This is a genomic window from Pseudonocardia oceanicola, from assembly GCF_047200735.1.
Lineage (GTDB): Bacteria > Actinomycetota > Actinomycetes > Mycobacteriales > Pseudonocardiaceae > Pseudonocardia.
This window is the reverse complement of the sequence record NZ_JBJZON010000032.1, coordinates 1-26499: the sequence shown is the minus strand read 5'-3', so window position 1 is coordinate 26499 and position 26499 is coordinate 1. Positions and strand designations below refer to the sequence as shown.

Here is a 26499-nt window from a genome sequence, read left to right as displayed (position 1 = left end):
GCCGGCGACGAAGGACACGGCCCAGGCCGCCCCGAAGGAGCGGCGTGACCGGACCTCTGCCGGGGACGAAGCGCCCGAGCAGGCCGGGGCGAGCGCTGTGCAGGACGAGAAGGCGCCGGCAGCCGGGGCAGGGCCCGGCGCCCGGACCGAGGGCGACCAGCCCGCTCCCGCCAAGCGCACCAAGAAGGGCAAGCCGGTCATGCCGTCGTGGGACGAGGTGCTGTTGGGCGTCCGCGGCCGGTGAGCTCGGGCCGGCCCGTTCCCGGTCCTCTCCGCGATCCGACGCCAGTCGGTCACACGCAGCGATCATGAGCGGACCCCGATCGGCAGTGCCGGCCGCACCGCGGCGGATCTGCCGGACGAGCCGGGGTGCCGCGAGCGAGCCGACGTCCGGCGGAGCTTCGGTCAGAGGAACTGGCCGAGCAGCAGCACGACCCAGGCCACGCCGAGCCCCACAGCCACACCGAGCCCGATCCAGCGCCAGAAGGGCAGCCGGCGGACCAGCCAGAGCGAGGGCGCCAGCCCGCCCACCACCAGGAGGTTCGCCGGGATCCAGAGCAGCCCGAACGCCTCGCCGAAGGCCCGGCTCAGCGTGATGTCGCCGATCGCCGCGAGCACCGCGAAGAACGCCGCGACCACGAGGCCGGTGGACCAGGGCGTCGGCTCGTCGGGATGCGCCGGCACCAGCGGGATCGGCTCGGTGGTGCGGCCGTGCACCAGGTCGACGCCCCCGGTCAGCGGGTCGACGTACTCGACCGGCCGGCCCAGGACGTCGGACACCCGGCCGGCGAGCTGCCGCCCGCGCCGGCTGACGATGTCCTGCTGCTCGGGCCGCACCTCGATCCCGCGGATGCTCGCCGCGACCGCGCCCCACTGGCGGAGGTCCGCGCTGAGGTCCGGAGGCAGCACGGCATCGCCCGGCCGCTTCTCACCGAGCACCACCTGACCCCCCGCAGCGAGGTGCACACTTCTCAGCCTACGGACGCCCCCACCGCGTGGAAGGCCACCGCGGCAGCCGTTGCGACATTGAGAGAGTCGACGCCCGTCGCCATCGGGATCCGCACCCGGACGTCGGCCGCGGCCAGGGCCTCCGGCGTCAGACCGGGCCCTTCGGCGCCCAGCAGCAACGCCACCCGCTCCCCCGCCAGGCCGGCCGTCGAGAGGGGGAGCGAGTCGGGCGCCGGCGTCAGCGCCGCGACCCGCAGGCCGGCCTCGCGCAGCAGGTCCAGCGACGCCGGCCACGGGCTGGGCAGGGGCGCGAACGGCACCCGCAGGACGTGCCCCATCGACACCCGCACCGACCGCCGGTACAGCGGGTCGGCGCAGCGCGGCCCGAGCAGGATCCCGTCGACGCCGAGGGCCGCGGCGTTGCGGAACAGGGAGCCGAGGTTCTCGTGGTCGTTCACGCCCTCGCACACGGCCAGCACGCGGGCCGTCCGGGCCAGCTCCCGGGCGTCGACCGGGGCGGCCCGGTCCGCGACGGCGAGCACCCCGCGGTTGAGGTGGAAGCCGACCGTGGTGGCCATGGTGTCGGCGTCCGTGGCGTAGGCGGGGACGTCGAGGTGCGCGAGATCAGAGGTGAGCTCCTCGATCCGGCGGGGTACCCCCAGCAGCGAGCGGACGGGAAAGGGGGACTCGATGAGGCGGCGGACGACGACCACGCCCTCGGCGATCACGAGGCCGCGGCCGCCGGGGCGGTCGGGTCGGCGGTCGGCGGTGGTCAGGTCGCGGTAGTCGTCGAGCCGGGGGTCGGTGGGGTCGCCGATCGCGGTGATGATGGCCACGGCGACCGATCGTCCCAGGTGGCCGGCCGTTCGTCGCACGGGGTCGCCCGGTCAGCCGGTACCGCCGCTTCCGGCGATGTGCCACGGTGGAGAGCCGCTTCGGGCGGACCGGCAGCTAGGAGGCATCGGGAGAGCATGGGCCAGGACGTCGACCGGACCCGGTTCAGTCGGCGGGAACGCCAGCGGTATCGAGCCAAGGTGCAGCGTTGCCTCGAGGCGCTGACGACGATGCTGCGGGAGCACCCGTTCGCCGAGGACGATCCGATGACCGGCATCGAGGTCGAGCTGAACCTGGTCGACGGCTCCCTGAGCCCCTCGATGACGGGCAAGGACGTCCTCGAGGCCATCGGTGGCACCGAGTTCCAGACGGAGCTCGGCCGGTGGAACATCGAGCTGAACCTCCCACCGCGCCCGCTGCCCGGTGACCAGTGGCGGCACCTGGAGCACGAGCTGCTCGACGAGCTCGCCGTCGCCCGGGCCAAGGCGCGGGACTGCAAGTCGCACCTGGCGATGATCGGGATCCTGCCGACGCTGGAGCGCTGCCACCTCGTCGCGGAGTCGATCTCGGCCGACGACCGGTACGCCGTCCTCAACGACCAGATGCTGGCCGCGCGGGGCGAGCCGATCCACGTCGACATCTCCGGCGGTGACCCGGGCGGGCTGCACGCCGTGGCGCCGGAACGGTTCACGGCCGACTTCGAGACGATCATCCCGGAGGCCGCCTGCACGTCCATGCAGCTGCACCTGCAGGTCTCCCCGAGCTCCTTCCCCGCGTACTGGAACGCGGCGCAGTGCCTCGCCGGCGTCCAGCTCGGGCTCGGGGCGAACTCGCCGTTCCTGTTGGGCTCGCGGCTGTGGGCGGAGACCCGGATCCCGCTGTTCACACAGGCCTGCGACGTCCGGACGGTCGAGCTGCGCAATCAGGGCGTCCGGCCGCGGGTGTGGTTCGGCGAGCGCTGGATCTCGTCCGTGCTCGACCTCTTCGCCGAGAACGCGCGGTACTTCCCGGGGATCGTCCCGTTCCCGGGCGACTCCGACCCGATGACCACGCTGCGCACCGGCGGGGTGCCGGACCTCGACGAGCTCAAGCTGCACAACGGCACGATCTGGCGCTGGAACCGCCCGGTCTACGACGTCGCCGACGGCCAGCCGCACATCCGACTGGAGAACCGGGTGCTCCCGGCCGGGCCGACCGCCGTCGACATGGTGGCCAACGCGCTGTTCTTCTACGGGCTGCTGCGCGTGCTCGTGGAGTCCGACCAGCCGCTGTGGCAGTCGATGTCGTTCGAGGCGGCCGAGGAGAACTTCACCACGGCCGCGCGGCACGGCATGGAGGCGCCGCTCTACTGGCCGGGCACCGGGTGGATCAAGCCGGACGAGCTGGCCCTGCGCAAGCTCCTCCCGCTCGCCCACGAGGGCCTGGCCCGGTGGGGCGTGAGCTCGGCGGTCCGCGACCGGTACCTGACGGTGATCGAGCGGCGGTGCGTGACGGGCCGGACGGGCGCGACCTGGCAGCTCGACACGGTCGCGGCGCTCGAGACCCGCGGGATGAGCCGGCAGGGTGCCCTGACCGGGATGCTGGAGCGCTACCTCGAGGCCTCCGAGGCCAACGAGCCGGTGCACACCTGGGCCCTCCCCGACTGATCCCGACTGGCCGCACCTGACGTCCCGACTCGCCACGGCCCACCTCGCTTCGCGCACCGTTCCGCGAGGCACACCCTGTGGATTCGCGGGTCGGGAGCTCCTCGCCGGTACGATCGGGTCGTGGCAAGGGCGGGGAAGGAGCAGCTCCGGGGCAACGTCGCGACCGCTATCCGGGACCAGATCATGGCGCGGACCGTGCACCCCGGCGACACGCTCCGGCTCGGGCAGCTGGCCGAGCAGCTCGGCGTGAGCGTGACGCCCGTCCGTGAGGCCCTGTTGCTGTTGTCGCAGGACGGGTGGGTGCGTCACGAGCCGAACCGCGGGTTCCGTGTCGCGGCGATCCGGCGCAGGGACGTCGAGGACACGTACCTGATGTGGTCGACGGCCGAGGGCGAGATCGCCGCTCGCGCGGCCACCCGGGCGACCGCGCGGGACATCGACTACCTGCGTCAGATCGACCAGCAGATCCGCAGCGCGGACCCGGAGGACGGGCACCTCGCGACCGAGCTCAACGCCACGCTGCACCACTACGTGTCCGTGATCGCGGATGCCCCGAAGCTGGACTGGTTCGCCCGGGCCGCCAGCAGGTTGGTGCCGCTGCAGTTCCCCGAGAACTTCCACGTCGTACCGGGTTGGTCCGAGGTCGACCGTGTCGAGCACGCACACCTGATCGATGCACTCGCCGCCGGTGACGTCGAGGCGTCCCGTGCGGGGACCGCCGCGCACTTCCGCGGCACCGGCGAACTGCTCATGCGGTGGCTGGACTCCCTCGACTTCTGGGGGGAGCCGGACACGCCGAAGGCGCCCCGGGATCCGGGGCGCCTGGCGGGCTGAGCAGATCCGTCAGAGGTCGAGGACGAGACGGGGCGAGCGCGAGCGCGAGCAGCACGGCATCATGACCTCGCCGGAGGCCTGCTCCTCGGCACTCAGGTAGGAGTCGCGGTGGTCCGGCTCCCCCTCCAGGACATACGTCTCACAGGTCCCGCAGGTGCCTTCCCGGCAGGAGGTCGGGATGTCCACCCCCGCTGCCTCGATCGCCTCGGCCAGGGTCTGGTCCGCCCCGACGGTCAGGGTGATCCCCGAGGCGTCCAGCTCCACCTCGAACGGAAGGTTCGCGCCGTCGAGCGCGCCCTCCTTGGGCCGGAACCGCTCGAGGTGCAGCGACCCGGCGGGCCACGACGCGCAGCGCTCCTCGACGGCGTCGAGCAGCACACCCGGGCCGCAGCAGTAGACCGCGGTGTCCGGGGTGGGGGCGCCGAGGATCTCGGCCAGGTCGAGGAGGCCGTGGGTGTCCTGAGGCCAGAACGTCACGTCGTCACCGTGTTCGGCGAGCTCGGCGCGGAAGGCCATGGATGAGGTCTGCCGGCCGCCGTAGAACAGTCGCCAGGGCTTCCCGGCCGCCTCGCAGGCCGCGACCATCGGCAGAATCGGGGTGATCCCGATGCCGCCCGCGACGAACAGATACTCCGCCGCGTCGACCAGGGCGAAGTTGTTCCGCGGACCTCGGCACACCACCTGGTCGCCGACGGCAAGCCGCTCGTGGACGTAGGCCGACGCGCCGCGGCTCTCGGGCTCGCGCAGGACGCCGAGGCGCCAGTGGGACAGGTCGGTCGGGTCCCCGCACAGCGAGTACTGCCGTTCGAGGTCCGGGCCCAGGACGAGGTCGACGTGCGCGCCGGGCTCCCAGGCGGGCATCTTCTCCCCCGCCGCGGGCTCGAGGCGCAGCGAGACGATGCCGTCCGCCTCGGCCTCGATCGCCGCGACGACCGCGGTCAGCTCCTCCGTCACGGCCCGAGCACCTTCGCGGCGACGGCCTTGGTGGCCTCGGCGTCCCCGGTGAGCACCTGCACGGGGTTGACGACCATCATCTGGGTGATCTGGTCCTCGGTGACCCCGCGCTTGCGCAGCTCGGGCAGCACGTAGTCCGAGATGCGGTGGTGGTGCCAGTTCGGGGTGTGCTTCGCCCGCCACGACGGCGGGGTGTTGATGGAGAAGAACCCGGCGTCGTGGGAGATCGTGATCTTCTCCGCGTAGCCCTGCTCGAGGAGCGTGGCGAGGGTGTCGACGCGGGACTCGTCGTCGAGCACGAACTCCATGCCGAAGCGGTCCATGCCGATGAAGGAGCCGTTGTCCATCAGCTCCTTGAGGTAGTCCAGGTCCGTGGAGTCCCCGCTGTGCCCGATGACGGTGCGCTCGAGGTCCACGCCGTTGGCCGTGAACCACTTCTGCTGGTCGCGGCCGTTGGCGAAACCGACGTTGGTGTGGGTGGAGATCGGCACGCCGGTCTCGGCCTGCGCGCGGGCGGCGGCCCGGTAGACCCGGTCGAGATCCGGGGTGATGCCGTGCTCGTCGGTGACGATCTTGATGATCCCGGCCTTGACGCCGTCGGTGCGCGGGATGCCCGTGACGATGTCGTCGATGAACATCGTCTCCAGCACGTCGGGGCCGCCGAGGGTCTTGCCGACGAGCCCGTCCGGGCCGTGGGTGTGGAAGTAGGTCGGGAGGTCCTTGGCGGTGTAGTAGCCGGTGGCGACGACGATGTTGAGCGGCACGCCCTCGGCGAGGCGCTGCACGGTCGGGATGTCGCGGCCCAGGCCGAGCACGGTCAGGTCGACGAAGGTGTCGATCCCCTTGTCCTCGTGCAGCGAGGTCAGGCTCTTCCGGGCCCGCTCGAAGATCGCGGCCTCGTCGTACTCCGGGTGCACGATGTTCTGCTCGAGCTCCGGGTTGCGGGCCATGATGTGCTCGTGCATCAGCGTGGTGCCGATCTGCGAGCTGTCGATCGGGCCACGCAGGGTGTTCACGGTGCTCATGCGGGGACATCTCCTTCGGTGTCGGTGGTGAGGGCGTCGCGGCGGGCGCGGGCCGCGGTCAGGCCCGCCTTGAGGAAGCCGACGTCCGAGCCGGCGGTGACCATGCGGAAGCCGCGGTCGGCCTCGGTGACCGGGTCGCCGGTGATCCCGGCCGCGATGCCGGCCGCGGCACAGGCAGCGACGATCTCGGCGACGGCGGTCCGGTGCCGGTCGTCGCGGGGGCCGGTGACCGGGTCGAGGCCGAGACTGACGGCGAGGTCGCCGGGGCCGACGTACACGCCGTGCACGCCGGGGACCGCGGTGATCTCCTTCGCCTGGGCCACCCCCTCGGCGGTCTCGATCATGACGAGGCACAGCACCTGGCCGTTGACGGTCGCCGGGTCCGGGCCGAGGCCGTAGGCCGAGCGGGTCGGCCCCCAGCTGCGCACCCCCAGCGGCGGGTAGTGCACCGCCGCCGCCGCCCGTCGGGCGGCCTCGGCCGACTCGACGTTGGGCACGATCACGCCCTCGGCGCCGGCGTCGAGCGCCCGGCCGATCAGCACGGGGTCGTTGGCGGCGACCCGGACCAGGGCCGTGGTGCCGGTCCGGGCGGTCGCCCGCAGCATCTCGACGGGGCTGGCGAGCCCCCCGACGCTGTGCTGCTGGTCGAGGTAGAGGTAGTCGAACCCGGCCATCGCCAGGGTCTCCGCGACGTGCGGGTCCCCGGTGTGGCAGGCCAGGCCGACGGCCCGCCCGCCCGACTCCAGGATCGCCCGGAGCCGGTTGGGGTGGGCCTCGGTGGTCACGGCGTAGCTCACGACGGCGTCGTCCCCACGGCCTTGTCGAGCCGGTACCAGTGCCGGGCGGACTCGTGCATCACCTTGGGCCGCATGGACTCCGGCATCAGGTTCAGCACCCGGGCGAGGTCGTCGGTGTGCAGGTGCGGGTAGTCCGTGGCGAACAGCAGGATGTCCTCGGAGCCCAGCCACTCGATGATCCGGCGGGCGTGCGCGTCGGGACCGAGGTCGGCGGGGGCGATGGAGAACCGGAAGTGGTCCCGGATGATCTCGGTGGGCAGCCGGTCGACCCACGGGATCTCGCGGCGCAGGCCCTTCCACTTCTTGTTGATGCTCCAGCTCCAGGTGGGCACCCAGGCGAAGCCGCTCTCCAGCATCGTGACCCGCAGGTCCGGGAACTTCTGGAAGATCCCCTCGTAGATCAGGCTGGTCAGCTGCGCCCCGTAGACCTGGATCTCCGCGGCGTACTCCTCGGCGTACCAGGAGGCGTACCCGGTGGGCGAGGGCGCGTCCTCCGAGGTCCCGCCCCAGCTCAGCCCCATGACGAGATCGTGGCGGGTCATCGCCTCGTAGATCGGCCAGAACACCCGCTGCCCGTAGAGCCGCTCCGCGCGCACCGGCATGGTGACCTGCACGATCCGCGGGTGCGAGCCGACGCGCTCGATCTCGGCGGCGGCCGCGGCGGGGTCGCGGGCCGGGACCACCATCGAGCCGACGAGGCGGGGGTCGCGGTCGAGCCACTCGGCGATCAACCAGTCGTTCACGGCACGGGCCAGCGCCGGAGCCCAGTCCGGGTGGCGCAGCGAGTCCACACCGTAGGCGGTGTTGACCAGCGCCACCTCCGTCCGCCACGGGTCCAGGACGTGCTGCTGCAGGTCCTCCAGGCGGGATGCCGGGGGCCGGCCCTCGGGCCGCCACTCGTCCCGCGCGGTGGTCGGCGCGTTCGGCGGGTAGGCCAGGGCCTGGCCGTTGGGGCCCTTCCAGCCGCGTTCCCGGGCGCCCTGCACCCACACCGGGTCGGTGTAGGGGAACAGGGCCTCCAGCGACGGCGGGGTGGCGTGCACGTCGCAGTCGATCACCGGTCCGGTCCACAGGGTGTCCCGGGTGGTGCCCTGCAGCAGTGCGGTGGTCATGGCTTTCCTCCGGGCTGTTCGTGGCGGGCCGGCCGCAGGGACAGCACGACGTAGTCGGACTCGACCGCCACGTCGACGGTCTCGGCGGTGTAGGGACCGGGGATTCGGCCGAGCTCGCCGCGGTCGAGCGCGGCCTTGACCTCGTCGGCGCCCTCGAGGGCGACCGGGAACGGGCGGGCGCGCAGTCGCGGGTTCCAGTAGGACCGGCCGTCCTCGACGTCGAACTCCCAGTTGTGGTATGGGCAGGTCACGAACGTCCGACCCTCGTCCAGGCGGACGTCACCGGGGACCGGGGACTCGATCTGGTTGACGACACCGCCCTCGCACAGCGGCGCGCCCAGGTGCGGGCAGCGGTTGAGCATCGCGTAGAAGCGGCCGCCGATGTTGAACACGCCGATCTCGCGGCCGTTCGCCTCGACGATCCGGCGCTCCCCCGGCGGGATCTCGTCGACCCGGCCGACCACGAAGCGGGTGGTGCGGGCCGGACGGGTGGGTGAGGTCGTCACAGGACCTCCACCTCCTTCGTGCGGTGGCCGGGCACCGTCGCCGGGTCCAGCCAGGTCGGGTCCAGGTCGGCGACACTGCGGCAGCCCATCAGCCGCATCGTGCGGACCATCTCGGTGCGCAGGATCTCCAGGACCCGCTCGACGCCCGCGGTGCCGGCCGCGGCGAGCCCCCAGGCGGGCAGACGGCCCACGAGCACGGCGCGGGCACCCAGCGACAATGCCTTGAGCACATCGCTGCCGCGGCGGATCCCGCTGTCCAGCAGCACCTCGGCCTGCTCGCCCACGGCGTCGACGATCCGTGGGAGCGCGGTGAGCGTGGCCGGGGAGCCGTCGAGCTGGCGGCCCCCGTGGTTGGACACGATGACCGCATCGGCGCCCGCCGCGACCGCCCGCAGGGCATCCTCGGGCGTGATGATCCCCTTGACCACGAGAGGGCCGTGCCAGTGGGCACGCAGCCAGTCGAGGTCGGTCCAGGTCGGCGAGTGCGAGCCCGCGCCGCCCTTGGTCATCTCGGTGAGCACCATCGGCTTGCCGTCGACGGTCACCTCGGCGGTGTTCGGGATCTCGAAGGGCAGCCCGTCGAGCAGGTACCGGGCCAGCCATGCCGGCTTCGGCAGTAGCTGCGGGGCGAGCTTCACGGCGTTGCGGGCGTTGACCCGCATCGAGTAGCTGAAGCCGTTCTTGTAGTCGCGGGGCCGGAAGCCCGCCACGGCCGTGTCGACCGTGGCGACCAGCGCGGAGTAGCCCGCCGCCTGCGCCCGGCCGACCAGGTTCTCCATCGTGGCCTGCGAGGAGAAGCGGTAGAGCTGGAACCACTGCGGCCCGTCGACCGCGGCGATGTCCTCGAGCGTGTACCCGGCGGCCGAGCTGGCGACGTGGATCGTGCCCGCCCGCGCCGCACCCGTCGCGAGCCCGAGGTCGCCGTCCGGGTGCACCAGCCGCATCCCACCGCACGGGGCGGTGAGTACCGGCAGGTCGATCGGCGTGCCGAGGACCTTCGTGGACAACTCGGGCTGGTCGACCCACGTTGCCATCCGCGGCGCGAAGGCCACGTCCCGGAACGCGCGGGCGTTGCGTTCGAGGGTCACCTCCCCCTCGGAGCCGCCGTCGACGTACTCCCGGATCCCGCGCGGCAGCACCCGGGCCGCGGCGCGCTGGGCGTCGCGGTGGTCGAGCAGCCGGGCGGCCCGCCTGCGGCGGGCGTCGTCCACGAGTGGCATGTCAGGCCTTCCCTGCGGGGATGCCGTGGCCGGGGCGGAGCGGGATGTTGTAGAGGGCACTGGCGTTCGCGCCGAGGATCCGGCGGCGCCGCTCCAGCGGGAACGACCGCGGCACCGACTCGTAGGGCGAGTCGAAGTCCCAGTGCGGGTAGTCCGAGGAGAACATCAGCCGCTCGGCGAACCCGGACTCCTCGAACATCGCGTACACGTCCGGGGTCCACTGCGGGTTCTCGGGCTCCTCGACGGGCTGGGTGGAGAACCAGAAGTGCTCCCGCAGGTAGTCCGACGGCCGCCGCGTCAGGTGCGGCAGCTCGTCGCGCAGCTTGTCGAAGGTCGCGTCGAGCCGCCAGGAGAACGGCACGGCCCAGTCCCACCCCAGCTCCAGCAGCGCGATCTTCAGCCGCGGGAAGCGCTCGAACACGCCCTCGAAGACAAGGCTGGGCACCATCGAAATCGGCAGCACCGCGAACGCCGCGTGCATCTCGGCGTAGAAGTTCTGCCGGCCCGCGCCGGTGGGCTGGCGGCCCATGCCCGGGACGTGGAAGCCCAGCGGGATGTCGTAGTGCTCGCAGGCCTCGAAGATCGGCCAGTAGCGCTGCTTGCCCAGCGGGTCCTGCCCGGCCGGGGACATCAGCACCTGCACGTAGGAGTCGCCGTTCGGGCCCTCCTTGCAGCGCACGATCTCGTCCGCGGCGCCGGCGAGGTCACGGGGCAGGGTGATGCTCGCCTTGAACCGGTCGTCCGCGCCCGCCCAGCTGTGGGCCAGGGCGTCGTTGTAGGCGCGGTAGATCGCGAACGCGCACTCGTAGGGCATGTTCACCCCGCCGTGGGTGACGATGTAGGTCTGCGGGCAGGTCAGCACCACCGCGGACATGTCGTACTTGTCGACCACCTGCTCCACGGCCAGGTGCGGGTCCACACCGACGCGGCCGTGCTCGTCGACGGCGTCCAGCCGGTGGGTGAACTCGCGCTGCGAGGGCGAGACCCCGCCCCCGAAGCTGCCCAGCCCGTAGCGGGCGATGTAGTCACGCCAGCGCTGCGGCAGGTGCTCGGCGACCTGCGGGTCGGTCGGCAGCGGCATCGGGTGGAAGTCGGTGTCGATGATGCCGAGCTTCTCCTCGACGGGCACGTCGACCGGACGAACGTCGGTGAGGGTCATGGCAATCCTCCTCCGGAGGGTCGAGGATCAGAGGGCGCTGCGGCTGGTCTCGGCGGCGAAGAACACCGCGATCACCGTGAGCAGGCACGCCGCCCCCATGAACAGGGAGATCCCGGCGGTGCCACCGCCCGAGGCCGCGAGCAGCGAGGCACAGATCAGCGGCGTGAACCCCCCGCCGACGGTGCCGGCGATCTGATACCCGAGCGAGGCGCCGGTGTAGCGCTGGGTCGTCGGGAACAACTCGCCCAGCCACGCCCCGAGCGGGCTGTAGACGATGGCGTGCGCGAACGCCGCCAGCGAGATGCCCAGGTACATCGCACCGACGCTGCCGCTGTCCATCAGGGCGAACATCACCGGGATGCTGAGCGCCTGCAGCACCGCGCCGACCCCGACGACGAGCCTGCGACCCCACAGGTCGGACAGGTAGGCGAACACCGGCTGGAACACCAGGCCGATCGCCGCGGAGACGAGAACGGCGTTCAGGACGTCCGCCCGGGGGAAGCCGTCGGCGATGCCGTAGCTGACGATCCAGGTGCCGTAGACCGCGCTCGCCGCGAACGCGCCGAGCACCAGCGCGATCGACACCAGGAGGTTCTTCGGGTGGCGGAGCACCTCGACCAGCGGCACCTTGGGCGCCTCGGCCTGCCGGGCCTGCTCGCGGGCCTGCGTGAAGATCGGGCTCTCCTGGACGCCGAGCCGGATCCACAGGCCGATCACCACGAGGAGGGCCGAGATCAGGAACGGGATACGCCAGCCCCACTCGAGGAAGGCGTCCCCGGTCGCGGCGGCGGCGAGCGCGAACACCCCGTTGGCCAGCAGGATGCCGCCGTAGAGGCCCATCTGCGCGACCGAGCTGGACAGCCCCCGACGCCGGGGCGCGTGCTCCATGGTCATGAGCACCGCGCCGCCCCACTCACCGCCCGCGGAGACACCCTGGATCAGCCGCATCAGCACCAGGAGCAGCGGCGCGGCGATGCCGATCGTCCCGTACGTGGGCAACAGACCGACGACCGTCGTGGACACGCCCATCAGTACGATGGACAGCACCAACATGCCCTTGCGGCCGACCTTGTCCCCGAAGTGACCCCAGATGATGCCGCCGATCGGCCGGGCGATGAAGCCCGCGGCCAGGGTGGCGAACGAGGCGAGAGTCCCCGCCGTGGAGCTGAACTCGGGAAAGAACAGCTGGCTGAACACCGCGGCAGAGGCGATGCCGAACAGGTAGAAGTCGTACCACTCGATGACGGACCCGAAGAAGCTCGACAGGAGCACCCGGTTGCGCATACGGCGGTTTGTCTGCTGAGAGGGATCGCCGACCGGAGCACCATCGGCGCTGCGGGCAGCAATCTGCGAGTCGGTCACCATCGACCTCCGTGGTGGGCGCACGATCAACGGACATTGATCGTATATTCTCTGCCGCAAGAATATACGAAACCGATCCGGCTGTGTCCAGGGCCGGCTTCCGGGGACCTGTTCCGGCCGACCGGACGACTCGGGCGGCCGAGGGGGCGGAGGGGCGGAGGGGCCGGGGGGGCGGGGCGAGCGCTCAGCGCTGCTGACTGCGGATTCGCGATCGTGAACTGCTGGTCCGTTCAGCCCCGCCCCGCCCCCACAGGTTCCTAGGGTTCCCCTCGTTCCACCGCCGGTCCGTGATCCGGGCACCGCCGGTCCTCCGCTCGCTGACCCGCAGCCCCCCGCGGGCAGGAGCGCCTGCCCACGAGAGGGAGCGATGTCCCAGATCCGCATGCCCGGGAGGCGGTGAGATGGCCGCCTTCCGGAGGTTCGGGCGCCCGGCCGGGGCGCCGCGGGAGATCGTTCCGGGGAGCGCGACGAGCCACGCCCGGCTCTCCCGGCGCGCGGAGGACCTGCTCGGCCCGCCGCCCGGGGACCAGGACGGGAGCGCCGACCTGCCCACGGATCCGTACGGCTTCCCGCCGATCACGAGCGAGTCCTCCCCCGGCGGGCACCGCGGCTGGCCCGACGCCGACTCGCCGGCCGTTGCCGCCGCCTGGTCCGTACCGGCTCCGGAGTGGCCCGTCCCGGTGACGCCGACCGAGCAGCACGCAGCGCCGACCGCCCAGCACCCGCAGACCCAGCACCCGCAAGCCCAGCACCCGCAAGCCCAGCACCCGCAGATCGCCCAGCCCCCGCAGATCGCCCAGCCCCCGCAGATCGCCCAGCACCCGCAGATCGCCCAGCCCCCGCAGGTCGCCCAGCCCGCGCGGGTCGCCGCGCCCCGGCAACCCGACTCTCCCGACCCCGCAGGCCGTGCCGGGCCCGGCCTCGTCGTCCCCGATCCCGTCCCCCATGCCGGGGAGGCGGCCGCGCTCGCCGCCGCCTTCGCCGCCGACTACCTCTCCTGGGACGAGGACGACCCCGACCGGCGGGCCGGTGTGCTGGGCGACTATCTCGCCGAACGCAGACCGGTACGCCTCGGCTGGTCCGGGCGGGGGCGCCAGCGGGCGGACTTCGCCCTGCCCGGCCTGGTCCGGCCGGACGGCGAGGGCCGGGTGCTCGTCGACGTCCGGGTCCGCGTCACCCCCTACCGCCGGGTGCCCGGCGGTCGCCTGTCCCCGGCGGACGAGCCCGACGACGGGCCCGCGGTCGCCGCCGCCGCGCCCGCTCCCGCCGCCCGCGGGTGGCGCGGCCTGCCGGGCCGGTGGGTGCGGATCGGCGTGGCCGTGCGGGTGGAGGGCGACCGGCTCGTCGTCGACGCCGAGGAGGAGCTCGACGACCCGGCCGACACGACCCCGCCCCTCCGCGACAGGGACCGCGACACGGACCACGACACGGACCGCGACGCGCGCCCCGACACCGACCTCGACGACGACGCCCCCGTGGAGACGCGATGACCGGCTTCCGCCCACCCTCCGTCGCCGGCGTGGCCGGCGGCGTCGGCACCACGACCCTCGCGCTGGCCCTGCACGGCCGGGACAGCGGCACCGGCGCCGGCCTCGAGGCCGACATCGTCGTCTGTCGCAGCAGCGCCGAATCGCTGGAGCGCGCGGTGCGGGTCGCCGACCTCCTCGACCCGACGGCGGTGCCGCCGGTGCTCGCCGTGACCCTCGACGGTGGCGAACGGCGACCTCCCGACCGCCTCGACGAGCTCGGCCCGGGCTGGGCGGCGGTCGTGGTGCTGCCGCACGTCGGGCGGTGGCGCGGGGTGGTGGACCCGTACCGCGAGGCCGCCGGACTGCTCGGCAGGCCGCGCGAGCGGATCCCGCGGGCGCTGCGGCCCTACCTCGACGCCGTGACCCGGCTGGCCCGCGCGGTCGCGGAGTCGGGTCGCCTCACCCGGCCCGCGCCCACCACCGGGGCCCGGCCGGGCCCGCCGCCCGCCTCGAGGCCGGCGTCACCCACTCCACCGGCGCTCCCGGAGCCGGTCCTCGCGGCACCACCCTCCCAGCCCGAGCCCGCGGCCCCCACCGCACCGCCTCGGCCGGGGCCGACACCCATGTCGCTGCCCGCGACGGGGCTCGGGTTCGCCTCGTACCGCACCTTCGTCCCGGTCGGCGCCGACGGCCCGCTCACCTCCGTCGCCGTGCCCCGCCCGTCCCCCGTGGAGTCGCCGGACCCGCCCGGCGCCGACGTGGTCGCCGCGGGCCCCAGCCCCGCCCTCGAGGCCCGAGAACCGGGCCCGGACCGGGCGATCACCGGGCCTCCGATCACGGTCTGCCCGCCCGCGGTCCCCCACCCGCCCGCGGTTCCCCGGCCCGTCGAGCGGACGCCGGCCGTCGAGCGGGCGATCCATCCCGACCTCAGCCCCGTCCGCGGGATCCGGATCCTCACCGTCGCAGCTCCGCCCGACACCGCCGGTCCCCGGGGGTGAGTCCGTGCTCCGCCTGCCGCTCGTCGCCGCCCTCGCAGTGGCGTGGCTCCTGACCACGAGCCCGGCGACACCGCCCGTCCACCTCACCGCCGCCGGGCCCGTCGCGTCCGGTCCCCCCGGGCCGGCCGGTCCCGCCCACGCGGTCGATCCCACTCCTCCCACCACAGTGACCCGACGGGCAGGAACCGACGGCGTCCTCGTGGTCCCCGCCCCCACCCGCGCACCGTTCCTCGAACGGATGGCCGCCCAGCAGTGCCCCGAACTCGCCCCCGCCCGGGGCGGTGCCGTCCGCACGGTGGCGGCGCGGTCCCCGGACGAGCCGGTACCGGTCACGCGGCTGCGGCGGACGTGCTCGGCCCTGCGGACCGGCGTCGCGACGCTGCTCCGCCGGCCCGCATCCGCGCACAGCTGCGCGGCGGCCTGCCCCGAGGCCCTGCGCGAGGCCGTGTCCGGCGCGCGTGACCAGGCGGTTCCCGCCGCGCGGCCGGGCGTGTGGACCGGCGGGCGGACCGCCTGCACCCCGCCCGACCCGACCGGTGGCGACGGCTGCGTCACGGGTGCCACGCGGCACGGGGTGGCCGCGGTCGCCGCGGCGTTCGGGCCGCTGGGCGGCGGCCCCGCGATCCGCTCGGCCGGCTGCTGGGACGCCCATGCCTGGAACCCGCGCAGCGACCACCCGCGGGGCCGCGCCTGCGACTTCTTCCCGGGCACGGCCGGTGCGTTCCCCGACGCCGACGGCCTCGCCGCGGGCTGGGCGGTGGCGAACTACCTGCGCGAGCACGCCGGGCCGCTCGCCGTCGCGTACCTGATCTGGCAGGGGCGGTACTGGGATCCGTCGGTCACGGACGAGGGCGGCTGGGGCCGGCCGTACACGAGCAGCGTCTACGACACCGGCGACGTCACCGGCGGTCATTTCGACCACGTCCACGTCAGCTTCGCGCAGTGAGTGAGGAGTGAGGACGCCGTGCCACCCACCGACCTGACCGCCCACCTCGCCCGCCTGCTCGCGACCGGGGTCGCCGCCCTGCTCGGCTTCGTCGGGCCGGGAACCGCCGCCTCGCCGGCCGACGTCCCGGTGGTCCGGACCGCGGCCGAACGCGCGGACAGCGGGGGCGAACGGGTCCGCCGGATCCCGGCCCCACCCCGCCGCGCCACCACCGTCGGCCCCGGACGGAGCAGCCGCGGCGGCGGGGGCACCGGGGATCGTGACCCGGCGGGCACCCTCACCCGCCGGCCGCGCGGCAGCGGGACCACCGGCCCCCTCATCCGCCCCGGAGAGGGCCGCACCGCGGCCGCCACCTTCGGCTGGGGCACGCCGAACCGCGAGGACGACTTCACCGACGGACTCGCCGGCTGGGGCCTCTACGACGGCGCCGGGCACGGCGGGAAGGGTCGCCGCTCCCCCGACGCCTTCTCGATCCGCGACGGGATCCTGGTCGTCACCGGCTCACCGGACGGCACCACGGGCGGCATGGCCTGGAACCCCGGGCAGAAGTACGGCAGGTGGGAGGGCCGGGTCCGGGCCCCGGAGAGCGACCGCAGCTACCACGCCCTGCTGCTCCTGTGGCCCGACGCCGAGGACTGGCCCTCGGGCGGTGAGGTCGACTTCATGGAGATGTCCGATCCGGACCGGCGGAGCACCGACCTGTTCCTGCACTACGGCCCGGACAACTCCCAGCTGCACGGCGAGGTCGAGATCGACGCCACGCAGTGGCACAACTGGGCGGTGGAGTGGACGCCGGACCACATCGCGGCCTTCGTCGACGGCGAGGAGTGGTGGCGCACGGAGGAGCGGCGGACGCTGCCGCCCGGGCCGATGCACCTGACGATCCAGCTGGACTGGTTCCCGCACGGCGGCGAGGTCCGCGAGTCCCGGATGGAGGTCGACTGGGTCCGTCGGTACGACCTGTGACCGAGGAACGCGCCCCGGAGCATCCGCCCCCGACGCGAGTGGGCCCCGGCCGATCCGGCCGGGGCCCACTCTGTTCCCGAACTGACGCGCCGCTCCCACCACGAAGCGACGAGATGAAGGTTAGCCTTACCTTGTCATCGCCGTCAACCCCGCGTTCCGGGGGAATCCGGGCATCCCCTGGCGCCAGGCCAGCACCAGCCCGACGACCAGCACCGACAGTACGGTCACGACGCCGCCGACGACCAGCGGCGCGCGCCCGCCGAAGTGCTCGGCCAGCAGCCCGAGCAGCGGAGCCCCGAGCGGCGTCCCGCCCAGCAGGAGCAGCATGTAGAGCCCCATGACCCGACCCCGCATCGTCGGGTCGACCGAGAGCTGCACCGACGAGTTCGCCGCCGTCGTGAAGATCAGCGCCGCGAACCCGACCGGTACGAGCGCGACCCCCGCCGCGAGGTAGGTCGGCATCAGGCCCGCGACGACGAGCAGCGCACCGAACACCGCCCCCGCACCCGCGACCAGGCGCAGCCGCGGCTTGCGGGTGCGCCGCGCGACCGCCGTCGTGCCGAGCACCGAGCCGACGGCCAGCAGCGTGGTGAGCAGGCCGTAGCCCTGGGCGTCGCGGCCGAACACGTTGCGGGCCAGCAGGGCGATCGTCATGAAGAAGTTGATGCCGAAGGTCGAGACCAGGAAGACCAGCGCCAGCACGGCCAGCAGGTCCGCACGGCCGCGGACGTAGGCGAGCCCGTCCCGGAGCTGGTGCGGCGCCCGGGGCACCCGCTCGGACCGGTACAGCCGCTCCGGCCGCATGAGCAGCAGACCCGTGATCACCGCGGCGAAGCTCAGGGCGTTGATCAGGAAGACCCACCCCGTGCCGACCGCGACGATCAGCACACCGGCCACCGCGGGCCCGACGATCCGGGCGAGATTGAAGGTCAGCGAGTTGAGCGCGACGGCGTTGACGACCTGTCCGGGCCCGACCATCTCGGACACGAAGGCCTGCCGCATCGGGGCGTCGAGCGCGGAGAAGCAACCGAGCAGCAGGCACAGCAGGTAGACCTGCCACAGCGCGACGACGCCGGTGAGCACGACCGAGCCGAGTGCGAGCGCGCACAGTCCCATCGCGAGCTGCACCCCGACCAGCACGAGCCGCTTGTCGACCCGGTCGGCCAGCACCCCGCCCCACAGCGAGAGCCCGAGCGTGGGCGCGAACTGCAGGGCCGCGGCGACCCCGAGCGCGGTCGCGCTGCCGTGGGTGAGGTCGAGGACCAGCCAGTCCTGCGCGATGCGCTGCATCCAGGTGCCCACGTTGGACACCACCTGGCCCGAGACGAAGAGCCGGTAGTTGGGCACGCGCAGCGAGGCGAACATGCCATCGGGCGGTGAGTGCGCGGACTCGGAACCTGGAGCGGAACCTGCGGGGACCGGGGTTTCGGCGACAGCACTCACGATGTAGTTAGTTTACTACAACTACCCGAAGAGGGTGCGCAGCGGGCCGACCGCGAAGTAGCCCACGAACGCCACCGCCACGACCCACATGAGCGGGTGCACCTGGCGGGCCTTGCCGGTGGCCGCGGACAGCACGACGTAGCTGATGAAGCCGGCCCCGATGCCGTTGGCGATCGAGTAGGTGAACGGCATGATCACGATCGTCAGGAAGGCGGGCAGCGCGGTCCGCAGCTCGGTCAGCTCGATGCCCGCGACCTGCCGGAACATCAGCGCGCCCACGACCACCAGCGCCGGCGCCGCCGCCTCCACCGGCACGATGGCGTAGAGCGGGGTGAAGAACATCGCGGCGAGGAACAACACGCCGGTGAGCACGTTGGCCAGGCCGGTGCGCGCGCCCTCGGCGATGCCCGAGGCCGACTCCACGAACACCGTGTTCGACGACGCCGAGCCGACCCCGCCGGCCACCGCGCCGACGCCCTCGACCACCAGGGCGCGCCCGACGTTCGGCAGCTGGCCCCGCTCGTCGGTCAGCCGGGCCTGCTGGCCGAGGCCGGTCATCGTGCCCATGGCGTCGAAGAAGTTGGCCAGGACCAGGGTGAAGACCAGCAGGATGACGGTCAGCGCGTCGAGCCGGCCGAAGGCGCCGAACGAGAAGTCGCCCACCAGCGAGAGGTCGGGCCAGCCGACGACGCTGTCCGGCAGCGCCGGGACGGACAGCGACCACCCCTTCGGGTCGGTGGCCGACGAGCCGACCTGCACGATCGCCTCGACGACGATCGCGACGACCGTCGTGGCGACGACGCCGATCAGCAGGCCGGCCCGGACCCCGCGCACCACCAGCACGCCGGTGAGCAGCAGGCCGACGACGAAGACGAAGGTCGGCCACGAGGCGATGGAGCCGCCGATGCCCAGGCCGACGGGCACCGTCGTGTTGGCGGCGTCGGGCAGGCGGCGGACGAAGCCGGCGTCGACCAGCCCGATCAGCGCGATGAAGGCGCCGATGCCGACGGCGATGGCGGACTTCAGGGCGGCCGGCACGGCGTTGAACACCGCGGTGCGGAAGCCGGTGACGGCGAGGACCACGATGACGATGCCGTCGAGGACGACCAGGCCCATCGCCTCGGGCCAGGACATGAGCGGCGCGATCGTGACCGCGAGCAGGGTGTTGATGCCGAGGCCGGTGGCGATCGCGAAGGGCAGGTTCGCGACGAGCCCGAACAGGATCGTCATGACCCCGGCGACGAGCGCGGTCACGGCGGCCACCTGCCCGATCGGCAGGATGTTCCCGAGCGCGTCCGCCTTCGCGCCCGGGTCACCGGGCGCCACGCTGCCGAGGATCAGCGGGTTCAGCACGATGATGTAGGACATCGTCACGAACGTGACGACGCCGCCGCGCATCTCGCGGGCGACCGTCGTCCTGCGTTCCGTGAGCTTGAACAGACGCTCGAGCACGCGCACACGGTAAGCGGCCGCTCGGCGGGGCGCTCACCCTGTCGGCCCCGCCCACCGGTTCTGCGCCCCCACGCCGTTGAGCTGCGGTGACGAAGGGTGTGGCGACCTCGTCGCCGCCGCGCCGTCGTCGCGGGCGCCGGACGCGGACTACGCTCGGCGGGTGGTCGACCCGCCCCCGCTACCCCGCAGCACCACCGACGTCACCGTGGTCGTGGGGGTCGGGACGCTGCTGTGGCTGGTGGGGGCGATCGCCCTGCTCGTCGCGCATCTCGCGGCCGGGCGCCCGCTCGACATCTGGTTCAGCACGTGCGTCACCGGCGCGATCCTCGGCGGCATCGGGTTCGGCATCTTCCGGTGGCAGCGCGCCGCGGCCCGGCGCGGGTCGCGGTTGGCCCAGCGCGGGCTCGGAGACTGAGCCGGCGCGGCCCCGCCCGGCCGCTCGCCCGGCTCCGCCCGTGCGGGCGAACTAGGCTCGTGGCATGAGCGACCGTCCCACCGCCGTCGTCACCGGGGCCAGCTCCGGCATCGGAGCCGCCACCGCCCGTGCCCTCGCCGGGGCCGGCTTCCACGTCGTGCTCGGCGCCCGTCGCGTCGATCGGCTCGAGGCGGTGGCCGAGGACATCGACGGCACGGCGCTGCGGCTCGACGTCACGGACAAGGAGTCGGCGGCCGCCTTCGTCGAGGCCGTCCCGGAGTGCCGGCTGCTGGTCAACAACGCCGGCGGGGCGAAGGGCCTCGAGCCGGTCGAGAAGGCCGACGAGGAGGACTGGCGCTGGATGTTCGAGGCCAACGTCATCGGCACCCTGCGGCTCACCCAGGGCCTGCTGCCGAAGCTGCGGGAGTCCGGCGACGGGCACATCATCACCGTCACCTCGATCGCGGCCCTCGCCCCGTACGACAACGGCGCGGGCTACACCGGCGCCAAGCACGCGCAGGCGATGCTGCACCGCACGCTGCGCGGGGAGCTGCTCGGTGAGCCGATCCGGCTCACCGAGATCTGCCCCGGGATGGTGGAGACGGAGTTCTCCCTGGTCCGCTTCGGGGGCGACCAGGAGAAGGCGGACAACGTCTACCGCGGCCTGCAGCCGCTCACGGCCGAGGACGTGGCGGACGTGATCGCCTTCGCGGCCACCCGCCCGAGCCACGTCAACCTGGACCAGATCACGCTGATGCCGCGGGCGCAGGCCAGCGCGAGCCGCGCCCACCGCGAGGGCTGACGGCCGGGCGGAGCCTCACGCGGTGTCCTCCGAGCGGCGGTGCTCGTCGGCGGCGTCGGAGGGCGCGCGGCCCGCGTCCGCCTCGGCGATGCGCTCCTCGGAGTCGGCGAGGATGCCCTCCGCCTCGGCGTACCGGTCCTCGTCCGGCTCCGTGACCCGCGCCTCCTCGGGCAGGGGTGCGGCACGGGTCTCGGCGCGCTCCGCGGCGGTGGCGCCACCGGTGTCGTTCGCGGACAGATCGTTCATGGGCCCTGCCTACCCGGGTCGGCCGGGCATCAATCCAGCCCGGCTACAGGGCAGACAGCTGCTGCCACTGGTCCCACGACAGCGTCCAGTCCCAGATGTCGCCGTCGCGGGCGGAGAGCTGCACCGGCGTGCCCGTGACCTCGACCGGATCGCCGTAGAGCGCCGTGTCGTAGTAGGACCTGGCGTTCTCCAACGACAGGTTGACGCAGCCGTGCGTGACGTTCGACGAGCCCTGCGCGTTCGCCGAGGCCGGGTTGGCGTGGATGAACTCGCCGTTGTTGCTCATCCGCACGGCCCACTTCTCCATGACGTCGTAGCCGTACTGCGCGCTCGTCATCCGCTTGTCGGTGAACTTCTCGGTGACGACGTGGATGCCCGAGCGGGTGTTCCGGTTCGGGTCCGAGGCGAGGCCGTAGCTGGCCGGGTAGTCCGCGACCTGCTTCCCGTCCCGCTCGACGACCATCCGGTGGGAGCGCGCGTCCGCCTTCACGATCTGCGCCCGGCCGATCTCGAAGTCGCTGGTCACGTCGGCCGCGCCGTACTTCCCGCCCCCGTAGTCGACCCCGTAGAGCTTCGCCGCCACGGACACCTTCGTGTACGCGGGCCAGTACTCCTTCGGCCGCCAGTGCACGCGGGAGCCGCCGTTCTCGTCCGGCAGCCAGCCCCAGGCGCCCTCGACGGGCACCGACGTCTGCACGCTGAGCGCCTGCTCGACGGCCGTCCGGTCCTCGACGTGCCCGTTGAACTGGATCTCGATCGGGGCGGCGATGCCGACGGTCCGGTCGTCGCCGATGTTGAGCACTCCCCGGACGACCGTGCCCGGCACGACGGTGTGGAAGCCACCGGCGAGCGGCTCACCGACGCCGTCCTCGCCCTTCGCGGTGCCGGACCAGGTGTACTCGGTGTCGTACCCGAGCGGCTCGCTGCTGGTCCAGGTGGTGCGGTCCGCGTTCAGCGCGCCCTCGACCTGCTCACCCTGCGGGTTGGTCAGCGCGACCTGCTCGAGGATGCCGTTCGTCACGCTCACCGAGACGGGTGACCTCACGCCGACGCCGGTGGCCTGCGCGGCCGGCTCGTAGGCCACCGTCGCGGCCCGCGCGAGCAGCGCCGGCGTCGAGTCACCGCCGCGCCCGGCGGCCGTCGCCGCCGTGACCACACCGACCGTCCCGACCGCGATCACGGCCAGGACCAGCAGGAGCCGCCTCATCGTCCTCCCCCGTACGCACCGTCCACCCCGTATCAGGACGTGACGGGGTGGCGGACGTTGCCTCCGGCAGACGTCCGATCAACGAGGTTACGCGTCACGACCGACGGCGACGATCGCCGGCACGGCCCGGGTGGCGCACGTCGCGACGGGACGGAACGGTACGGTGCGTCACCGGGTTCGTCACAGCGTGCAACCGACGAGGACCGGCTCCGGGTACAGCTCGATCCCGAACCGGTCACGCACCCCCGCGCGCACCTCCCGGGCCAGCGCCAGCAGGTCCCCCGTGGTGCCCTCGCCGCGGTTGGTGAGGGCGAGGACGTGCCGCGTCGACAGGCCGACCCGCCCGCCGGGGCCCGGGTGGCCGGGGGTGAACCCGGCGCGCTGGATGAGCCAGGCGGCGGGCAGCTTCGCGCGACCCTCCCCCGCGGGCCAGCGCGGCATCGCCGGGTCCGGCACCGCGGCGTCGTCGACGATCGGGTTGGTGAAGAACGAACCGGCGCTCCAGGTGTCGTGGTCGGCCGCGGCGAGCACCATGCCCTTGCCGCGACGCAGCTCCAGCACGGCCTCGCGCGCCACCGCGGCGGGCACCGTGGACCCGGGGTCGACGCCGAGCGTGCGGGCGAGCTCGGCGTAGGCGACGGGCATGCTGGCCCCGCCGCCGGGCAGCGCGAACCGCACCCGCAGCACGATCGCGGCGTCGCTGTTCTTGAGCACGCTGGTGCGGTAGCCGAGGCCGAGCTCGGCCGCCGGGACGTGGGCGCGGACGACCCCGGTGCGCCGGTCGTACAGGTCGACGTCGACCAGCAGGCGGGCGACCTCCACGCCGTACGCCCCGACGTTCTGCACCGGAGTGGCGCCGGTCAGCCCCGGGATGCCGGACAGGCACTCCAGCCCGCCCAGGCCCTCGGCGACGGTGGCGGCGACGACGGCGTCCCAGTTCTCGCCCGCGTCCACGGTCAGCAGTACCGAGCCGTCCGCGCGGCGCTCGAACCCGGTCCCGCCGCCGGTGAGCCGCACGACCGTGCCCGCGAAGCCCTCGTCGGCCACCACGACGTTGGACCCGCCGCCGAGCAGGAGCAGCGGTTCGCCGGACCCGTCGGCGGCGCGGACGGCCTCGACCACCGCCTCGGCGTCGGGGGCCTCGACCAGGCGCGCGGCGGGACCGCCCAGCCGGAGCGTGGTCAGCGGGGCGAGCGGCGCGCCGACGTGCTCCCGGCCGGCCCCGTCGCCCCTCCCCCGAAGGTCCCGGTCGGGGGTCGGCGCGGCGGAGGTCGGCGCGGGGGAGGTCTGCGCGCGGGACGTCTGCACAGGGCGCCACGGTAGCGGGCGGGGTAGCCTCCGGCCGTGTCCCGCCCGACCGAGCTCCGCGTCACCAGCCCCCATCCCGTCGACCGGGTCTACGCGACCATGGTCGACCGGCAGGTCCTCAGCGACCGGCTCGCCACCATGGGTGGCCCGGGCGCGACGATCCTCGAGTACTCCGGCGACGAGAACGGCTGCAAGTACCGGATCCGGCACGGCATCGACGAGAAGGACCTGCCGGGGGTCGTGAAGTCCTTCGTCGGGTCGCACGGGATCACGGTCGAGCGTGAGGAGACGTGGACGCGCGCCGGCGACGGCTACGACGGCACCGTCGGCGTCGAGCTGCCGGGAATGCCCGCGGGGGCCCGCGGCACCATGCGGCTCGCACCGCGGGGCGAGGGCTCGGAGCTCGTCGTCACGGTCGACGTCACGGTCAAGGTCCCGATCATCGGCGGGAAGATCGAGGAGTCGGTCGCCCAGCAGATCCGTCACCTGCTCGAGATGGAGACCGAGTACACGCTCTCCCGTCTCTGACCGGGGCCGGAACCCGAGCGCGCCGGCGAGGGCGCGGCGGGCACCGGCCGAGGGCACGGCCGCGATCCGCGTGACGACGGCGGCCCACGGCCCCGGTCCCGTCGCCCAGATCGGATCAGAAGGCGAGGACGGCGACGATCGCCCCGTAGATCCCGACCAGCAGCACGCCCTCGAAGCCGACCCGTCCCGGCCCGCGGCGCTCCCGCACGAGCAGGCCGATGACGAGGACGGCGGTCATCAGGATGCCGCCCAGGGTGAGGAACAGCTGGTCGGTCCCCGCGCTGTGGTAGATCGAGCCGCCACGGTAGGCGAGGTCGCCGACCACGACGTTCAACGCGTCGAGACAGTTGCCGCCCAGGATCGCGGCGACCGCGAGGGTCACCGCGCCGCGACGGACGGCGGCGATCGCGGTGACCGTCTCGGGCAGGGCGTTGACGACGCCCATGAACACCGCGCCGACCAGCCCCTCGCTCAGGCCCGTGACCTCCACGATGCTGTCGGCGGCCCGGGCGACGGCCCACCCGCCGACGGCGACGACCGCTCCGACCGCCAGGAACACGACCCAGATCCGCGCGGTGGACCGCTCGTCGTCCTCCTCCGAGCCGGGCTGGTCCTCCCTGGTCGCCCCGGTCTCCACCGCCCGCCACATGGGCGTCTCGCCGGACCGGCGCACGAGGTGCACGCCGCCCAGGTAGGCGGCGACGATCACCAACGACATCGGATGGATCCCGACGACCGCCACGTCGGGCATGAAGGAGGCCAGGACGACGAGCGTGAGCAGGGCGATCAGCACGCAGCCGAAGAGGATGTTGGACAGCGACGCGGCGGCGTGTTCGAGGTTGGCGCGGGAGTAGGCCAGGTCCGCGACCGCGATCGCCAGCGTTTGCGCCGCGATCCCGCCCACGGCGTTGGAGTAGGCGAGACCAGGGCTGTCCGACGCCGCGGACACCGCCGTCATCACGATCCCGGACAGGGACGTGAGCGCGCCGAAGAACACGGCACCGAAGAGCGCCTCGCCCCAGCCGGTGCGGTCGGCGAGGACGTCGCCGAGGCCGGCCATCCGCACGCTGCCGAGCACCGTGACCACCGCGCCGGCCGCGAAGACGCCCAGCGCCACCCCGATCGGCCAGGTGGCGAACAGTGCGCCGGTCATCGCGAGCGCTCCGGGGACCGCGGCTCTCGGACCGGCATGCCCATCCCTCCGCCGACAACGTGGACCTCGTGTCGCTGCCCGCCTCCGAAACCGGCAAACGCCCCAGGGGTGTGCACGGCGATCCCGTCAGGCTTCCGCAAGGACGGGTCGCGCTCGGCGCCGCGATGTCGGGTCGGCCGCACCCCGCGGCGACGCCGATCCTCGCGATGGCACGCTTGTCGTCGTGCAACCGGAAGCCGACCGCCGCTACGTCATCACCTTCAGCTGCCCCGACCGCACGGGCATCGTCGCGCGGATCGCCGGTTTCCTCGCCGAGACGGGTGCCTGGATCGTCGAGGCCGCCTACCACGCCGACGCGGAGGAGGGCTGGTTCTTCACGCGCCAGGCGGTCCGGGCGTCGTCCGTGCCGTTCGACGTGGACGAGCTCCGGACCCGGTTCGCGGAGATCGCCGAGGAGTTCGGGCCCGAGGCCACCTGGCGGGTCACCGACAGCGGCGTGCCCAAGCACGCCGTCCTGCTCGTGACGCGCGAGCCGCACTGCCTGCACGACCTGCTGGGGCGCGTCGCCGCCCGCGAGCTGCCGGTGTCGATCGACGCCGTCGTCGGCAACCACGAGGAGCTCGCGCCGCTGGTCAAGGCGCACGGCATCCCGTTCCACCACGTGCCCTTCCCCGGGCCCCGGGACGCCCGGCGCGAGCAGGGCAAGGTGGAGTCGTTCGAGAAGGTCCGCCAGCTCGTCGACGCCCACGAGCCCGACGCCATCGTCCTCGCCCGGTTCATGCAGATCCTGCCCGCGCACCTGTGCGAGGAGTGGGCGGGCCGGGCGATCAACATCCACCACAGCTTCCTGCCGTCCTTCGCCGGGGCGCGCCCGTACCACCAGGCGCACGCCCGCGGCGTGAAGCTGATCGGCGCCACCTGCCACTACGCCACGGCCGACCTCGACGCCGGTCCGATCATCGAGCAGGACGTCATCCGGGTCGACCACGGCGACACCGTCGCCGACATGGTCCGCCGCGGCCGGGACGCCGAGCGCCTGGTCCTCGCGCGGGGCCTCCGCTGGCACCTCGAGGACCGGGTGCTGGTGCACGGCAACAAGACCGTCGTCTTCCGCTGACCCCGTGAGTGGCGATAGTCGTCATAGCGACCATCGCCACTCACGACCGCGG

Annotated in this window: 26 protein-coding genes; 10 read left to right on the top strand and 16 right to left on the bottom strand. The window is 73.4% G+C overall.

Going from position 1 to position 26499, the window contains the following annotated elements; translation table 11 throughout:
- Nucleotides 1-405: 405 nt before the first annotated feature.
- A complete protein-coding gene (locus ACL02T_RS30555; protein ID WP_412834269.1) occupies nt 406-966 on the bottom strand; it encodes a DUF2537 domain-containing protein in 561 nt (186 codons plus the stop codon).
- A gap of 5 nt (nt 967-971) precedes the next feature.
- Nucleotides 972-1784 (bottom strand): TrmH family RNA methyltransferase, encoded by an 813-nt coding sequence (locus ACL02T_RS30550; RefSeq protein ID WP_412834268.1) that lies wholly within the window; start codon nt 1782-1784, stop codon nt 972-974.
- 135 nt (nt 1785-1919) lie between these two features.
- Between ACL02T_RS30550 and ACL02T_RS30545 the strand changes: the two genes are divergently transcribed.
- Both ACL02T_RS30545 and ACL02T_RS30540 read left to right on the top strand, forming a co-directional pair.
- Complete coding sequence (locus tag ACL02T_RS30545; RefSeq protein ID WP_412834267.1) at nt 1920-3428, top strand: glutamate-cysteine ligase family protein; 1509 nt, start codon at nt 1920-1922, stop codon at nt 3426-3428.
- 120 nt (nt 3429-3548) lie between these two features.
- Entirely contained in the window at nt 3549-4262 is a 714-nt protein-coding gene (locus tag ACL02T_RS30540) for a GntR family transcriptional regulator (RefSeq protein ID WP_412834266.1), read from the top strand.
- Between the two features lie 9 nt (nt 4263-4271).
- Here ACL02T_RS30540 and ACL02T_RS30535 read toward each other — a convergent pair whose 3' ends face one another.
- Genes ACL02T_RS30535 through ACL02T_RS30500 form a run of 8 tightly spaced genes read right to left on the bottom strand, consistent with a single transcriptional unit; the run spans nt 4272 to nt 12319 of the window.
- Nucleotides 4272-5216 (bottom strand): PDR/VanB family oxidoreductase, encoded by a 945-nt coding sequence (locus ACL02T_RS30535; RefSeq protein WP_412834265.1) that lies wholly within the window; start codon nt 5214-5216, stop codon nt 4272-4274.
- Nucleotides 5213-6241: a phosphotriesterase family protein gene (locus tag ACL02T_RS30530; protein WP_412834264.1), complete on the bottom strand. Its 1029-nt coding sequence runs from the start codon at nt 6239-6241 to the stop codon at nt 5213-5215. Before ACL02T_RS30530 ends, ACL02T_RS30535 begins: the two co-directional genes overlap by 4 nt.
- Entirely contained in the window at nt 6238-7038 is an 801-nt protein-coding gene (locus ACL02T_RS30525; protein WP_412834263.1) for an HpcH/HpaI aldolase family protein, read from the bottom strand. The genes ACL02T_RS30530 and ACL02T_RS30525 overlap by 4 nt, the downstream gene beginning before the upstream one ends.
- The gene (locus tag ACL02T_RS30520) at nt 7035-8150 is read right to left on the bottom strand and encodes an amidohydrolase family protein (RefSeq protein ID WP_412834262.1); all 1116 of its coding nucleotides are present in this window, start codon (nt 8148-8150) and stop codon (nt 7035-7037) included. Before ACL02T_RS30520 ends, ACL02T_RS30525 begins: the two co-directional genes overlap by 4 nt.
- A complete protein-coding gene (locus ACL02T_RS30515; RefSeq protein ID WP_412834261.1) occupies nt 8147-8656 on the bottom strand; it encodes a Rieske (2Fe-2S) protein in 510 nt (169 codons plus the stop codon). Before ACL02T_RS30515 ends, ACL02T_RS30520 begins: the two co-directional genes overlap by 4 nt.
- The gene (locus ACL02T_RS30510; RefSeq protein WP_412834260.1) at nt 8653-9876 is read right to left on the bottom strand and encodes an alpha-hydroxy acid oxidase; all 1224 of its coding nucleotides are present in this window, start codon (nt 9874-9876) and stop codon (nt 8653-8655) included. The genes ACL02T_RS30515 and ACL02T_RS30510 overlap by 4 nt, the downstream gene beginning before the upstream one ends.
- Nucleotide 9877: 1 nt before the next feature.
- Nucleotides 9878-11035 carry an amidohydrolase family protein gene (locus tag ACL02T_RS30505; protein WP_412834259.1) on the bottom strand — a complete coding sequence of 386 codons (1158 nt, stop codon included), beginning with the start codon at nt 11033-11035 and terminating at the stop codon, nt 9878-9880.
- Nucleotides 11036-11062: 27 nt separating this feature from the next.
- The gene (locus ACL02T_RS30500; protein WP_412834258.1) at nt 11063-12319 is read right to left on the bottom strand and encodes an MFS transporter; all 1257 of its coding nucleotides are present in this window, start codon (nt 12317-12319) and stop codon (nt 11063-11065) included.
- Nucleotides 12320-12798: 479 nt separating this feature from the next.
- Here ACL02T_RS30500 and ACL02T_RS30495 point away from each other — a divergent pair, with 479 nt between their 5' ends.
- The 4 genes from ACL02T_RS30495 to ACL02T_RS30480 are packed head-to-tail and all read left to right on the top strand — an operon-like array spanning nt 12799 to nt 16776.
- A complete protein-coding gene (locus tag ACL02T_RS30495) occupies nt 12799-13887 on the top strand; it encodes a hypothetical protein (RefSeq protein WP_412834257.1) in 1089 nt (362 codons plus the stop codon).
- On the top strand, nt 13884-14864 hold the full coding sequence (locus ACL02T_RS30490; RefSeq protein WP_412834256.1) for a hypothetical protein: 981 nt from the start codon (nt 13884-13886) through the stop codon (nt 14862-14864). Before ACL02T_RS30495 ends, ACL02T_RS30490 begins: the two co-directional genes overlap by 4 nt.
- Nucleotides 14865-14868: 4 nt before the next feature.
- Nucleotides 14869-15810, top strand: a complete 942-nt coding sequence (locus ACL02T_RS30485; RefSeq protein WP_412834255.1) for a VldE C-terminal domain-containing protein — start codon at nt 14869-14871, stop codon at nt 15808-15810.
- 18 nt (nt 15811-15828) lie between these two features.
- Complete coding sequence (locus tag ACL02T_RS30480; protein WP_412834254.1) at nt 15829-16776, top strand: glycoside hydrolase family 16 protein; 948 nt, start codon at nt 15829-15831, stop codon at nt 16774-16776.
- Between the two features lie 126 nt (nt 16777-16902).
- On the opposite strand, the gene ACL02T_RS30475 is transcribed toward ACL02T_RS30480, so the two are convergent.
- Together ACL02T_RS30475 and ACL02T_RS30470 are read right to left on the bottom strand one after the other, a co-directional pair.
- Entirely contained in the window at nt 16903-18141 is a 1239-nt protein-coding gene (locus tag ACL02T_RS30475; protein ID WP_412834253.1) for an MFS transporter, read from the bottom strand.
- A gap of 99 nt (nt 18142-18240) precedes the next feature.
- Nucleotides 18241-19617, bottom strand: coding sequence for an NCS2 family permease (locus tag ACL02T_RS30470; protein ID WP_412834294.1), 1377 nt, complete (start codon nt 19615-19617; stop codon nt 18241-18243).
- A gap of 214 nt (nt 19618-19831) precedes the next feature.
- On the opposite strand from ACL02T_RS30470, the gene ACL02T_RS30465 reads away from it, so the two are divergent.
- Nucleotides 19832-20086 carry a DUF2530 domain-containing protein gene (locus ACL02T_RS30465; RefSeq protein ID WP_412834252.1) on the top strand — a complete coding sequence of 85 codons (255 nt, stop codon included), beginning with the start codon at nt 19832-19834 and terminating at the stop codon, nt 20084-20086.
- A gap of 64 nt (nt 20087-20150) precedes the next feature.
- Nucleotides 20151-20888 (top strand): SDR family NAD(P)-dependent oxidoreductase, encoded by a 738-nt coding sequence (locus ACL02T_RS30460; protein ID WP_412834251.1) that lies wholly within the window; start codon nt 20151-20153, stop codon nt 20886-20888.
- Between the two features lie 15 nt (nt 20889-20903).
- On the opposite strand, the gene ACL02T_RS30455 is transcribed toward ACL02T_RS30460, so the two are convergent.
- The 3 genes from ACL02T_RS30455 to ACL02T_RS30445 form a co-directional block, all read right to left on the bottom strand.
- Nucleotides 20904-21134 carry a hypothetical protein gene (locus tag ACL02T_RS30455; protein ID WP_412834250.1) on the bottom strand — a complete coding sequence of 77 codons (231 nt, stop codon included), beginning with the start codon at nt 21132-21134 and terminating at the stop codon, nt 20904-20906.
- A 43-nt stretch (nt 21135-21177) separates the two neighbouring features.
- Nucleotides 21178-22341, bottom strand: a complete 1164-nt coding sequence (locus ACL02T_RS30450; protein WP_412834249.1) for a L,D-transpeptidase — start codon at nt 22339-22341, stop codon at nt 21178-21180.
- Nucleotides 22342-22521: 180 nt separating this feature from the next.
- On the bottom strand, nt 22522-23526 hold the full coding sequence (locus tag ACL02T_RS30445; RefSeq protein WP_412834293.1) for a UDP-N-acetylmuramate dehydrogenase: 1005 nt from the start codon (nt 23524-23526) through the stop codon (nt 22522-22524).
- Nucleotides 23527-23685: 159 nt separating this feature from the next.
- Here ACL02T_RS30445 and ACL02T_RS30440 point away from each other — a divergent pair, with 159 nt between their 5' ends.
- Nucleotides 23686-24177, top strand: a complete 492-nt coding sequence (locus ACL02T_RS30440; protein ID WP_412834248.1) for a DUF2505 domain-containing protein — start codon at nt 23686-23688, stop codon at nt 24175-24177.
- A gap of 115 nt (nt 24178-24292) precedes the next feature.
- Here ACL02T_RS30440 and ACL02T_RS30435 read toward each other — a convergent pair whose 3' ends face one another.
- On the bottom strand, nt 24293-25330 hold the full coding sequence (locus ACL02T_RS30435; protein WP_412834247.1) for a sodium:calcium antiporter: 1038 nt from the start codon (nt 25328-25330) through the stop codon (nt 24293-24295).
- Nucleotides 25331-25553: 223 nt separating this feature from the next.
- Between ACL02T_RS30435 and purU the strand changes: the two genes are divergently transcribed.
- On the top strand, nt 25554-26447 hold the full coding sequence (gene purU, locus ACL02T_RS30430) for a formyltetrahydrofolate deformylase (RefSeq protein ID WP_412834246.1): 894 nt from the start codon (nt 25554-25556) through the stop codon (nt 26445-26447).
- Nucleotides 26448-26499: the final 52 nt, after the last annotated feature.